General features: G+C 64.2%; 13 protein-coding genes and 1 pseudogene. 10 read left to right on the top strand and 4 right to left on the bottom strand.

The annotated features are described in order from the left end of the window. Positions 1-507, bottom strand: a 507-nt coding sequence (locus tag ACESL8_RS06415) for an LptA/OstA family protein (protein ID WP_372916998.1), incomplete at its 3' end; no start/stop codon positions are given. Positions 508-610: 103 nt separating this feature from the next. On the opposite strand from ACESL8_RS06415, the gene ACESL8_RS06410 reads away from it, so the two are divergent. The 6 genes and pseudogenes from ACESL8_RS06410 (at position 611) to ACESL8_RS06385 (ending at position 5,105) form a co-directional block, all read left to right on the top strand. Next, positions 611-2,086, top strand: coding sequence for a leucyl aminopeptidase (locus ACESL8_RS06410; protein WP_372916996.1), 1,476 nt, complete (start codon positions 611-613; stop codon positions 2,084-2,086). A gap of 85 nt (positions 2,087-2,171) precedes the next feature. Further along, complete coding sequence (gene ndk / locus ACESL8_RS06405) at positions 2,172-2,594, top strand: nucleoside-diphosphate kinase (protein ID WP_372916994.1); 423 nt, start codon at positions 2,172-2,174, stop codon at positions 2,592-2,594. Positions 2,595-2,774: 180 nt separating this feature from the next. Beyond that, positions 2,775-3,032, top strand: a complete 258-nt coding sequence (locus tag ACESL8_RS06400; protein ID WP_372916992.1) for a type II toxin-antitoxin system ParD family antitoxin — start codon at positions 2,775-2,777, stop codon at positions 3,030-3,032. 14 nt (positions 3,033-3,046) lie between these two features. Next, positions 3,047-3,361: a type II toxin-antitoxin system RelE/ParE family toxin gene (locus ACESL8_RS06395; protein WP_372916990.1), complete on the top strand. Its 315-nt coding sequence runs from the start codon at positions 3,047-3,049 to the stop codon at positions 3,359-3,361. 19 nt (positions 3,362-3,380) lie between these two features. Then, a pseudogene (locus ACESL8_RS06390) lies at positions 3,381-3,545 on the top strand (nucleoside-diphosphate kinase); the annotation flags it as partial. A 126-nt stretch (positions 3,546-3,671) separates the two neighbouring features. Then, positions 3,672-5,105, top strand: a complete 1,434-nt coding sequence (locus ACESL8_RS06385; protein ID WP_372916988.1) for a trypsin-like peptidase domain-containing protein — start codon at positions 3,672-3,674, stop codon at positions 5,103-5,105. 7 nt (positions 5,106-5,112) lie between these two features. On the opposite strand, the gene purN is transcribed toward ACESL8_RS06385, so the two are convergent. Both purN and purM read right to left on the bottom strand, forming a co-directional pair. Next, positions 5,113-6,051: a phosphoribosylglycinamide formyltransferase gene (purN, locus tag ACESL8_RS06380; RefSeq protein WP_372916985.1), complete on the bottom strand. Its 939-nt coding sequence runs from the start codon at positions 6,049-6,051 to the stop codon at positions 5,113-5,115. Further along, positions 6,044-7,144, bottom strand: coding sequence for a phosphoribosylformylglycinamidine cyclo-ligase (purM, locus tag ACESL8_RS06375; RefSeq protein ID WP_372917000.1), 1,101 nt, complete (start codon positions 7,142-7,144; stop codon positions 6,044-6,046). The genes purN and purM overlap by 8 nt, the downstream gene beginning before the upstream one ends. A gap of 70 nt (positions 7,145-7,214) precedes the next feature. On the opposite strand from purM, the gene ACESL8_RS06370 reads away from it, so the two are divergent. The 4 genes from ACESL8_RS06370 (at position 7,215) to ACESL8_RS06355 (ending at position 12,326) form a co-directional block, all read left to right on the top strand. After that, positions 7,215-8,477: a heavy-metal-associated domain-containing protein gene (locus tag ACESL8_RS06370; protein ID WP_372916983.1), complete on the top strand. Its 1,263-nt coding sequence runs from the start codon at positions 7,215-7,217 to the stop codon at positions 8,475-8,477. A gap of 10 nt (positions 8,478-8,487) precedes the next feature. Beyond that, on the top strand, positions 8,488-9,099 hold the full coding sequence (locus tag ACESL8_RS06365) for a chromosomal replication initiator DnaA (RefSeq protein WP_372916981.1): 612 nt from the start codon (positions 8,488-8,490) through the stop codon (positions 9,097-9,099). Positions 9,100-9,184: 85 nt separating this feature from the next. Next, positions 9,185-11,365: an RNA degradosome polyphosphate kinase gene (locus ACESL8_RS06360; RefSeq protein WP_372916979.1), complete on the top strand. Its 2,181-nt coding sequence runs from the start codon at positions 9,185-9,187 to the stop codon at positions 11,363-11,365. Then, a complete protein-coding gene (locus ACESL8_RS06355) occupies positions 11,358-12,326 on the top strand; it encodes a hypothetical protein (protein ID WP_372916977.1) in 969 nt (322 codons plus the stop codon). The genes ACESL8_RS06360 and ACESL8_RS06355 overlap by 8 nt, the downstream gene beginning before the upstream one ends. 24 nt (positions 12,327-12,350) lie before the next feature. On the opposite strand, the gene ACESL8_RS06350 is transcribed toward ACESL8_RS06355, so the two are convergent. Next, positions 12,351-12,539, bottom strand: a 189-nt coding sequence (locus tag ACESL8_RS06350) for a DUF1428 family protein (protein ID WP_372916975.1), incomplete at its 5' end; no start/stop codon positions are given.

The following is a 12,539-nucleotide window of genomic DNA, read 5'->3' as shown; positions in this document are numbered from 1 at the left end:
GCGCGTGGCCGACCTAGCCCCCAGCCTGCCGCCATCGTTCAGCACCAGCAGCATGTTGGCAATGGCGCCGTCTTTCAGGCTGTCCGAAAGGGTGATGCGGTCGCCCAGTGCCTGGTTGCCGGCGGGATCGGTGATCTGGACATTGCCGATCGCCACCACCTCACCTTCGGCCTTGCCCTGCGCGCGCGTATATTCCACCCGGTCAGCGACCAGCGCATAACCTTCGCGCGATACCTTTACCCGGCCGCTGGCGATCACCAGCCGCCTGTCCTCGTCATAGCTCAGCTGGTCAGCTTCGAAATCGACCGTGTCGCCCGGAGCCGGCACATTGGTCCGGCGCGGCGGCGCATCGGGATCGCGGTTGACCGGATCGCGATTGCCCCACAGTGCCGGCGCCATCCGCTGCGCCGCTGCCGGGGCCGGCAACAGCGCCAGAGTCGTTGTGACCGTGGCCGCCGCCAGCAACAGGCCGCGGCGAAAGCCGGGCAGGGAGGGTGTAACAGGCACTTGTGGTCGATAGCCGCGCCATGCCGGGCCTGCAACCCTCTGCTTGGCGCAAACCCGCCCAAGGCCTACTCAGGCTGCACATCCGAATCGAAAGGGATATTTCATGCTTGCCATTTCTTACCTGCCTGCTGTTGCCGAAACGGCTGCTGCGCTGGTGGTGTTTGCCGGCCCCGATGGCGCGCTGTCGGCCGCAGCCGTTGCCGCCGATGCCGCCGCCAACGGCGCTGTGCAAGCCGCGGCCAAGGCGGCGCGGTTCGATGGCGGCGGGGGCGATATCGCCGAACTGCTGGCGCCGGCCGGAATTGCCGCCCAGCGCCTGCTGCTGGTTGGCACCGGCCCAACCGACAAGATCGATGCCAGCGTGGCCGAACGCATCGGCGGCGCCATCGCTGCGCGGCTGCTGCTCAGCGGCGAAACCACCGTCAGCGTTGACGTGGCGGGCGTGCTGGCCGGCGATCTGGCGGCGCATCTGGCGCACGGCGCGGTGCTGCGCTCGTGGCGGTTCGATCAATATCGCACCACGCTGAAGGACAAGCAGAAACCCACCTTGACCAGCCTCGCCATTGTTGGCGCCGGCGAAGTGACCGCGCACGACAGGCTGATGGCCATCGCTGGCGGTGTGGCGCGCACCCGCACGCTCGTCACGTTGCCGCCCAACGTGCTCTATCCGGAAAGCTTCGTTGAAAGCGCAGCTGATCTGGCTGCGCTGGGCGTCGAACTCACCATCCTTGATGATGCCCAGATGAAAGCGCTCGGCATGGGCGCGCTTTTGGGTGTGGCGCAGGGTTCGGTGCGCCCGGCGCGCATTTTGGCGATGCGCTGGAACGGCACGAGCCGCGATGATGTGAAGCCGGTGTGCCTGGTGGGCAAGGGCGTCACCTTCGATACCGGCGGCATCAGCCTCAAGCCGCCGGCCGGCATGGAAGACATGAAGTGGGACATGGGCGGCGCCGGCGCGGTGACGGGCGCGATGCACGCGATTGCAGCGCGCAAATCAAAGGCGCACGTGGTGGGCGTGGTCGGCCTGGTGGAAAACATGCCCGACGGCAATGCCCAGCGCCCCGGCGACGTGGTGACCACCATGAACGGCCAAACCGTGGAAGTGATCAACACCGATGCCGAAGGCCGGCTGGTGCTGTGCGATGCAATGTGGTGGGCGCAGGAGACGTTCAATCCCGAAGTGGTGGTCGATCTCGCCACGCTTACGGGCGCGATCATCGTTGCCTTGGGCCATGAACACGCCGGCATGTTCTGCAACGATGATGGCTTGGCCAAGCAGTTGAAAATGGCGGGCGCGGCCGTGGGCGAGAAATTGTGGCGCATGCCCATCGGCGATGCCTATGACAAGCTGATCGACAGCGACATTGCCGACATCAAGAACGTCGGCCCGCGCGAAGGCGGCTCCATCACGGCAGCGCAGTTCATCGGCCGGTTCATCAAGCCCGGCGTGAAGTGGGCGCACTTGGATGTGGCCGGCACGGTGTGGGCCAACAAGCCCGGCGCGCTGCACGACAAGGGCGCCACGGGCTACGGCGTGCGCCTGCTCGACCGCTTCGTGGCAGACAATTTCGAAGGCTGAACTGCGGCCTCACGCTTGCCATCGGGGGGCGCGGCCTGTAGGGGGCCGCGCAACCTCTATCCCGCATTGCAGCACAGGAATACTCATGGCGATCACGCGCACCTTCTCGATCATCAAGCCCGATGCCACCCGCCGCAACATCACCGGCAAGGTCAACACGATGGTCGAAGCCGCCGGCCTGCGCATCGTCGCGCAAAAGCGCCTGCACCTCACCCGCGCCCAGGCCGAAGGCTTCTACGCCGTCCACCGCGAGCGCGGCTTTTTCGGTGAACTGGTCGCCTTCATGATCAGCGGGCCAGTGGTTGTGCAGGTCCTCGAAGGCGAAGATGCCGTCCCCGCCTACCGCGCCATCATGGGCGCCACCAACCCAGCCAATGCCGATGCCGGCACCATCCGCAAGGAACTGGCCGAATCGATCGAAGCCAATACCGTCCACGGTTCGGACAGCGACGAGAATGCCGCGACCGAAATCGCCTATTTCTTCGCGCAGACCGAGATTGTTGGCTGAGCCGGTCAGCCTCACGTTTCGTAGGGCCGCAGCGATCCTGCGGCCCTTTTTTATTGTCAGTGCGCGGCGCCGCTTTGGTCGGCAATGGCGGAAGGTTTACGGCGTGGGCATTGCGATTGTCCACAATATTCCTTATCTTGAGGACAACATTGATCGCCTGACATCGTTGGAGGTGCCGTCATGACCAATTCACTGACACTCAATGTCCGGGTCGGCGGAGCGCTTGGCGCTTTTGTGGCGGCCAGCGTGGGTGAAAACGGGGCCTATGAGAATGTCAGCGAGTATGTGCGCGACCTGATCCGCCGGGACAAGGAACGCGTGGAAGCCGAAGCCTTTGCCCGGCTGAAGGCCGAATTGTCCGCGGCCTTTGCCGCGCCCGATTCCGCCTATGCGGTGATGGATGCTGACATGATCATCAGCCGCAATGCCGGGCGCTGAGGCTGTGGGCTGTCATGGCTGAATTTCGCGTTCAGGATCGGGCGGGGCATCGGCTGGACGAAATCTACGTCTATTCGCGTGATCTTTGGGGTGAGGAGCAGGCGGCCCGCTACATCCGGTGCCTGTTCGCTTGTTTTGCGGACATCGCTGCCCGGAAAACGCCCTGGCGCACCATCCCGGCCGAATTCGGTGTGGATGGATGCTTCTGCCGCTTTGAGCGTCACTATATCTACTGGCGCATATTATCCGATGGCGCTGTTGGCATTGTGACTATTTTGCATGAGCGCATGCACCAGATCGACCGACTGCGCGATGATGTACCCGAATGAAGCAAGGGTGCCGGCCTGCCGCGCCATCATTGGCGCCACCAACCCGGCCAACGCCGATGCCGGCACCATCCGCAAGGAACTGGCCGAATCGATCGAAGCCAACACCGTGCACGGTTCGGACAGCGACGAAAACGCCGCAATCGAGATCGCCTATTTCTTTGCGCAGACCGAGATTGTTGGCTGAACCGAGACGCCTTTTGAATCGAAAGGGCTGCAACACACGTTGTGGCCCTTTTTGATATGGGCATCATGGCCGCTCGCAAAAAATTAACAGGTACCAGGTGGTTGAAACACTTCGCATCAATATTACATGTTCGTAATGTTGACGCGAGGGACAGTAATAATGCGAACACTTCTGGCTGCAGCCTGTCTGTTCGGCAATTCAGGTGCCTTGGCGGTCGATTGCCCTCCGGTCAAAGTGCCTCCACCGGGCTCCAAACGCCCTGAGATCGTTGCGGCAGTGATGCCGGCGGTGGTTCAGGTGCAGGGCCGATACGGGGCGGATAGCAACGAGAGCTTTGAGGAAGTGTTGGGCGACGCAATCCGCGAAACCCAGACCAGCAACAAGCAATCACATGGCAGTGGCTTCATCATATCGGGCGACGGGCTGGTAGTGACCAATGAACATGTCATCTCGGGTGCAACGCAGATCACGGTGCGTCTGGCCGATGGCAGTCTTCGCAGCGCGATCTTGCTGGGCAGCGATGAGCGTACCGATATCGCCCTATTGAGAATGGAGGCACTCAAGCGCTGCTATCCGGCGTTGACCTGGGCAGATAGCGAAAAAGCGCGCGCGGGCGAGAATGTCACTGCGGTTGGATCACCCTTTGGACTTGGTGGTTCTGTAACTGCCGGCATCATTTCCGGACGCGGCCGGTCACTCGGCTCCGCAGAATATCATGATTTTCTCCAGATCGATGCAGCAATCAACTCGGGCAACAGTGGCGGGCCGTTACTAGACGAAAGCGGGCGCGTGATTGGCATCAACACCGCCATTCTGGCGCCGGCTGGCGGCAATATCGGCATCGGCTTTTCGTTGCCTTCGTCGATGGCGCAGCGTGTGGTTGCTGAACTGTTGCTGCACGGCAAAACTGCCCGCACGCATCTTGGCCTCAGCCTCGAAAATCTGACTGGGGATATGGCTGAAGCGCTTGGCCTGCCATCCAATCATGGCGTGGTTGTACTGGACGTGGCAGCGGCAAGCCCATCTGAGACCGCCGGCATTGTTCCGTCTGATGTAATTCTGGCGGTGGATGGCCGCCTGGTCCGCGATCTGGGATCATTGTCCGCTGAAGTGGCCACATTTTCCGCAGGCCGGGGCGTGCGGCTTGATCTGTGGCGGACAGGTGCGCCAATGACGGTTTCCCTTGTTCCCGCTGCAAAACCAGACGCCATTGCGCGCGCCGGCAGCCTGCTGCGCGAGGCGATGCCAGGCTCGCTGATTGCACACGCAGGATTGCAGCTTGCTGGCACGACCAGCAGCATGAATCTGGTTGCAGGTCAGCGTGCCGCCGTCAGTGGCTTGATCGTGGTGGCCGTGACTCCGGGCAGCCCAGCCGCATCGCGCGGCATTGCCGTGGGCGACATCATCTCTGGCCTGGCTGGCAGGCCGCTCACGTCGACAGTGCAGTTCACCGATGCAATCGATGCGGCGCGTGCGACAGGAAGGCGCAACATTCTCATCACGTTACAGCACGGCAACAAGTCTGTCTGGCTGGCCTTGCCGACCCGTCCGGGTGAATGATCCGTCTTCAAATCGGCAGCATCGCCAACCGCTTGGGCGCACATAGCCGCCACGCTGCACCGATCAGCGCCTCGATCATCGCCCAATCCGGCCCATCCGTCAGCACGACGCCCACCCAGCCGGCGGGGCCGAAATATTTGGGGCGGAAGAAGCGGTCTGGGTCCTGCTCGATCAGCATGGCGGCTTCGTCCAGGCCGGAGACTTTAAGCAGCAGGGCGGTGATGCCGTCGCCGTGGTGGTTTTCGCTGAAATAGGCGAAGAATTTGCCGCCTTCGACGAAAAAGCCGGGGGAGCCGTGAGAGCGTTTTTCCGCCGCCGCCGGCAGGTTCAGCGCCAGGCCGCGCACGCGGGTGAGCAGCGCTTCGGGGCGCGCATCTGCTGAAACGAAATCGGCAAGCACGCGCGGGTACAGTTGGTGTTCGGCATATTGCACGCGCACGGCCAGTGTTTCGGGCGTGTCGCCGGGCAGCACCTTGATGCGGGCCTGGGCGAGGGTTGGGCCATCATCCAGTTCGGGGGTGACGATGTGGATGGTGCAGCCGGTCTCGGCCTCGCCCGCCGCCAGCACGGCGGCGTGGGTGTGGAGGCCCTTGTGTTTGGGCAGCAGCGACGGGTGGATGTTGAGGCAGCGGCCCTGCCAGCGGGCGGTGAACTGCGGGGACAGCAGCCGCATGTAACCCGCCAGCGCGATGTGGGTGACGCCGGCGCGTTCCAGCTGCGCCGTGATGATCGCATCAAACTCGGTACGTTTCAGGCCCACATGGCTGTGCGCGAAGGTGGCAATGCCTTCCGCCGCCGCGAGCCCAAGCCCGGCGGCACCCGGATCGTTGCTGGCGACCAGTACGATCTCGTACGGGCAATCATACAGCCGGCTGGCATAGAGCAGCGCGGCCATGTTGCTGCCGCGCCCGGAGATGAGGACTCCGACTCTCGCCCGTTCAGGCATCGTGGCTGGCCGTCCACGCCGCGGTTTCACCCCACTGGCCCGGCGCACCGTGCACGTCGCAGCCGCGCGGGCCGGCGATGATTTCGCCGATGACGCTGGCCTGTTCGCCGGCCTGTTCCAGCGCGGCAATCACCGCGTCGGCCTCGCCGCGTTCGACCACAAGCACCATGCCAGTGCCGCAATTGAACGTGCGCGCCATTTCGGCCGCCGCGATGCCGCCTTCGCTCCGCAACCAATCGAACAGCGGCGGCAGCGTGGGGGCCGCCACCAGCGCGCGGGCGCCGGCGGGCAACACGCGCGGGATGTTTTCGAGGAAACCGCCACCGGTGATGTGCGCCAGCGCCTTGATGCGGCCGGCGCGGATCAAGGGCAGCAGCGGCTTCACATAGATGCGGGTGGGTTCGAGCAGTGCTTCGGCCAGCGTGCGGCTGGTATCGAATGGGGCAGGGGCGGCCAGATCGGCGCCGGCCAGCGCCAATATGCGGCGGATGAGGCTGTAGCCATTGCTGTGCGCGCCCGATGATGCGACGCCGATCAGCAGCTGGCCTGCCGCGACCCCGTCACCCGTCAGTTGCTCGCCGCGCTCGACCGCGCCCACCGCAAAGCCGGCCAGATCGTAATCGCCGGGCGCATACATGCCAGGCATTTCCGCCGTCTCGCCGCCAATGAGCGCGCAGCCGGCCTGCTTGCAACCATCGGCGATGCCGGCGACCACGCGCGCGGCAATGCCGTTCTCCAGCTTGCCAGTGGCGAAATAATCCAGGAAAAACAATGGTTCAGCGCCCTGGACGATCAGATCGTTGACGCACATCGCCACCAGATCGATGCCCACAGTATCGTGCCGGCCAGTATCAATCGCCAGTTTCAGCTTGGTGCCGACCCCATCGTTGGCCGCAACCAGCAGCGGATCCTTGTATCCGGCAGCCTTGGGATCGAAAAACCCGCCAAAACCGCCCAATTCCGCGTCTGCACCCGGCCGGGCTGTGGCGCGGGCCAGCGGCGCGATCATCTTCACCAGAGCGTTGCCGGCGGCGATATCCACGCCGGCATCAGCGTAGGTGAGAGGACGTTTATTGATCATGCGCGCCGCCATAGCGCCAGTTGGGCGCAAGCGCCAGCATCCGCGCTTGGCAAGCAGGCACCCACCGCCCTAAACAGCGGCTGTGAAGCGCATCCTGCCCCAGATTGTCGGCCTGCTGGCCGCCGCCTGCATGATCGCGGCGATTGCCGCCGCGCAGCAGGCCAGCCGCAAGGCGCAGCGCCCTAGGTTCGATCCGTCGGGCGGGGCCGGCAGCGCCTATGCCGTTGGCGGCATCGCCGTCGACGTGAGTGCCAAAAACCTGGACGACGCCCGCCGCGCTGCCTGGACGCAGGCGATGGTTCGCGCCTGGCCGATTTTGTGGGCGCGGCTTTCGAACCGGCCCGAAGCACAGGCGCCGCGGCTTTCCAATGGCCAGATCGATGCCATGGTTGCCGGCATCGAAAGCCAGGGCGAACAGTTTTCCGCCACCCGCTATATTGCGCGGCTTGGCGTGGTGTTCGATCGCAGCCGCGCGGCGCAATATGTGGGCGGCGCCGCCAGCCTGCAATCGCCGCCGATGCTGCTGCTGCCGCTGCTGGTTGATGGCGGCGCGGCGCAAGTAACGCAAACGCGCACCGCGTGGCGCGATGCCTGGGGGCGCTGGCAGGGCAATGTGACGCCGATTGATTATGTGCTGCCCAGCGGCACCGCGGCCGACAATCTGTGGCTGAGCGCGGCGCAGATGCGGCGCAGCGAACCCAGCGGCTGGCGCAGCATCATCACTCGTTTTGATACGGTGGACGTGCTGGTGGCCGAAGCGCGACTGGTTCGCAGCTATCCTGGTGGCCCCATTCGCGCGCTGTTCATTGCCCGCCACGGCGCGGCCGGCACCGAATTGGGCCGGCTGGCGCTGCGGGTGGCCGGCGAGGCGGGGCTGGCGCGCCTGCTGGATGAAGGGGTGAGGGGCATCGATGCGCTGTATGCCCAGGCGCTTCGAGACGGCCGCTTGCGCGCCGATCCCGATTTGGCGGTCGATGTCGGCGCCATTTATGCTGCCGACGTGTTCATTGGCACCCCGCCGCCCGAAACAGTCACGCTGCTGATTGCCGCCATCACGCCCGACAATGCCAGCCTGGCCGCTGCCGAACGGTTGCTGCGCGGGATTGCTGGCGATGTTCTAATGAGCCAGGTTGCGGTGGGCGGCACCAGCCGTATCCAAATCTCCTTGCCCGGCGGCGAAACCGCGCTGCGCGAGGCGCTGGCCGCTCGCGGCTGGGGGCTGGATCGGCTGGACACCGAGTTTGTATTGCGCCGCCTGCCTGCCCCGCCGCCTCCTGCGCTGCCTGCGGCTCCGGCAGCCCCTCCTGCTCCGCCAAGCCCTCCTGCTGACGCTACGCGACCATGAGCCCAGCCTGATGAACTTTGCGCCCGAACCGGCGCTGCCGCTGGCGTGGCCGGTTGATCTCAGCCCGGATCGCCTGGCCATCACTGAAGCCAATCGCGCCGCTGCGGCCTGGCTGGCGTCTCCCGGCTTGTGGCCGGTGCCGGTCACGCTGGTGGTTGGCCCGGCCGGCAGCGGCAAAACGCACCTGGCGCGGTGGTTCGCAGCCCGCAGCCCGGCGCGGGTGATCGAAACTGCCGACCGCGAAGACCCGGAAAGCCTGTTCCATGCCTGGAACGCCGCCACCCGCCAGGCGCCGCTGCTCTTGACCAGCCAACTCATCCCGCGGGACTGGCGGCACGGCTTGCCCGATCTCGCCAGCCGCCTTGCCGCCACCCCGCTGGTAAAGCTGGGGGAACCGGACGACGAGCTGCTAACCGCCGTGCTGGGCAAACTGTTTGCCGAACGCGGGGTCCGGGTGGGGGATGATCTGATCCGCTGGCTGGTGGTGCGCATCGAGCGCAGCCTGGTGGCAGCGCAGGCGGTGGTGGCCGCGCTTGATGCCGCCGCGCTGGCCCGCCGCCGGGCCATCACCATTCCGTTGGCGCGTGAAGTTGTGGACGGGCAGGGCGAATTCGGTTTCTGAGCCGGCTGACGCGGGCCGCAAAAACCGGTTCGCGCCTTGTTCGGCCCCCTACCCAGCCGGGCCGTTGCCGGTTAAGGCTGTGTGGATGCCCACCGCCCCCGCCATCCCGCCCAGCCAGCGCTATTTTAACCGTGAGTTGTCGTGGCTGTCGTTCAACGAGCGGGTGTTGGCCGAAGCGATGAACCGGGTGCATCCCTTGCTCGAACGGCTGCGGTTCCTGTCGATTTCGGGCAATAATCTCGATGAATTCTTCATGGTGCGCGTTGCTGGCCTGCGCGGCCAGGTGCAGGCCAACATCGAAACCCGCAGTGCCGAAGGCATGACTCCAGCGCAGCAGCTTCTCGCCATCGGCGTGCAGGCCGATCATCTGATGGAAGAACAGCAGCGGGTTTGGAGCCTGCTGATCAAGGAACTGGCGCGCGCCGATTTCAATGTGATCACGGCGGAACGATTGAGCACGGCCGAGCGCGACTGGCTGCAAACGCATTTCCTCGATCAGATATTCACGGTGCTCACCCCGCAGGCCATTGATCCGGCGCACCCGTTTCCGTTCATCCCCAACAAGGGATTTTCGCTGATCCTCGAACTGCGCCGCCAGTCCGACGAGGAAGTGTTGCGCGCGTTGTTGATGTTGCCGGCGATGCTGCCGCGCTTCATCCGGTTGCCGGGGACGGGCCAAAACGGCGGAGCGGTGCGGTGGATTTCTCTGGAAAACACCATTCGCGCCTTTTTCGATCAACTTTTCCCCGGCTATGATCTGATTGGCGATGGCGCGTTCCGGGTGATCCGCGATTCCGATATCGAGGTGGAGGAAGAGGCCGAAGATCTCGTGCGTTTTTACCAGACGGCGCTGAAACGCCGCCGGCGCGGCGATGTGATTCACCTCACCATGGAAGAAAACGCCCCGTCCGGGCTGCTGATGCTGGTGAAGGGCCAATTGGGTGTTGATGATCGCGATACCATCCTGGTGTCGGGCGTGCTGGGCATCAACGATCTGGCGCTGCTGGTGGACGAAGACCGCCCCGACTTGAAATTCGAACCGCACATGCCGCGCTTTCCCGAACGCATCCGCGAACACGGCGGCGATTGCTTTGCCGCAATCCGCAGCAAGGATCTGGTGGTTCACCACCCCTATGAAAGCTTTGAAGTGGTGTTGGCCTTCCTGCGCCAGGCCGCGGCCGATCCCGATGTGATCGCCATCAAGCAGACATTGTACCGCGCCGGCAAGAATAGCCCCATCGTGCGCGCTCTGATCGATGCGGCCGAGGCCGGCAAGTCCGTCACTGCTGTCGTGGAACTCAAGGCGCGTTTCGACGAGGAACAGAATATTCGCTGGGCCAGCGAATTGGAACGCGCCGGCGTTCAGGTGGTTTATGGCTTTGTGGAATGGAAGACGCACGCCAAATTGAGCATGGTTGTCCGCCGTGAAGGCGCGGCAATCCGGACGTATGTGCATTTTGGCACCGGCAATTATCACCCGATCACTGCGCGCATCTATACCGATCTGTCGTTCTTTACCGCCGATCCGGTGCTGGCCCGCGATGCAGCCCAGGTGATGAACTACATCACCGGCTATGTGCAGCCCACCAAGTTGGAAAAGCTGGCAATGGCGCCGCTGGCGATGCGCAGCCGGCTCAACGGCCTGATCGACGAGGAAATTGCCCATGCCAAGGCTGGCCGGCCCGCCGCCATCTGGGTAAAGCTGAACAGCTTGGTGGATGCCGACATCATCGAAAAACTGTATGATGCCAGTGCCGCCGGGGTGGAGATTGATCTGATCATTCGCGGCATCTGCTGTTTGAAACCCGGCGTGGCGGGATTGTCGGAAAATATCCGTGTGCGATCGGTGATTGGGCGCTTTTTGGAACACAGCCGCATCTGCGTGTTCAGCGGCGGCCATGAATTGCCCAGTGCCAAGGCCAAGGTGTTCATCAGTTCGGCCGACTGGATGCCGCGCAACCTCGATCGCCGGGTTGAAATCATGATCCCGATCGAAAATCCCACCGTTCATGCCCAGGTGCTGAACCAGGTGATGCTGGCCAATCTGAAGGACAATCAGCAAAGCTGGGAAATGGCAGCCGACGGCCGCTACCAGCGGGTGGAGGGTGACCGCGACGAGCCGTTCAACCTGCACCGTTATTTCATGACCAACCCATCGCTTTCCGGGCGCGGCCACGTGAAGGATGCAGCGGCCGTGCCGGTGTTGATGCTGCCTGACGAGGAAGACGATCTCGACGAGTCGACAGATGCCGCCGGCATTGCCTGAGCCCCGGATAGCCGCAGCGCTAGGCCCAGCGCGCCCTGCCAGCGGCGGGCTGTGTGCCATCATCGATATCGGCAGCAACAGTATCCGTTTGGTCGTCTATCAAGGCCGCACCCGCGTGCCCGAAACCATCTTCAACGAAAAGGTGATGGCCGGTCTGGGGCGGGGGCTGGCCGCCAATGGCAAGCTGGCCGGCGGCGCGATGAAAGTGGCAGTGGCCGGGCTTCGGCGTTTTGCGACGCTCACCCGCGCCATGGGCATTGTCGATGTGCAAACCGTTGCCACCGCGGCCGTTCGCGAGGCGAGTAACGGCCAGGATTTCATCGATCTGGTCGCGGCAGAATGCGGTCTTTCGATCAAGGTTATCGACGGTGAAGCCGAATCACGCGGCGCGGCGATGGGCCTGGTGTCGGGCATTCCGCTGGCCGACGGCGTGGTTGGCGATCTGGGCGGCGGCAGCCTGGAACTGGTCCGGGTATCGGGCGGCGAGATGGGCAATCGCATCAGCCTGCCGATCGGCGCGCTGCGGCTGGATGCCGTGCGCAAGCGCGAACGGCGAGCGCTGGGGCCGTTCATTGCCAAGGCGCTGGGCACGATTGATTGGGCCGGGGAGGGCAAGGGCAAGCCGTTTTACATGGTGGGCGGATCGTGGCGGGCGCTGGCGCAGATCCACATCTGGATGACCGGCCACCCGCTGCCCATCGTCCACCAGTATGAGATGCCAGCCAGCGCTCCGGCGCAATTGTTTCGCAGCCTGGCGCACACCGAAATCGCGACATTGAAAACGGTGCCGCATATTTCAACCTCGCGGTTGCCGTCATTGCCGGGCGCAGCGATGTTGCTGGCGGCGGTGGTGAAAAAGCTCGGCTCGTCCAGCGTCATCGCTTCGGGCTTTGGTTTGCGCGAAGGGCTGCTTTATGCGCAGATGAGCGCGGACGGCGTGCTCGAAGAAGGCACCTACTAGCCCGCGCGCCTGATCTGGACCGGATCAGGCGCGGGATACCAAAAGCTCCGAAAACCCGCCGAAGATCATCCGCTTGCCGTCAAACGGCATCTCGCCGTCGGGGCCCTCTGACATCATCTTGGCCCAACCCGCATCGCGGACCGCCTTTGACGGCCAGATCACATAGCCGGCCGTGACGCTTTCGCCCTTCTCCAGCTTTACCGCCAGCGGCAG

The organism is Sandarakinorhabdus sp. (genome assembly GCF_041689835.1).
In the GTDB taxonomy this organism is placed as follows: Bacteria; Pseudomonadota; Alphaproteobacteria; order Sphingomonadales; family Sphingomonadaceae; genus Sandarakinorhabdus.
Note: the sequence above shows the minus strand (reverse complement) of the source record. Positions and strands in the feature narration are given on the sequence as shown.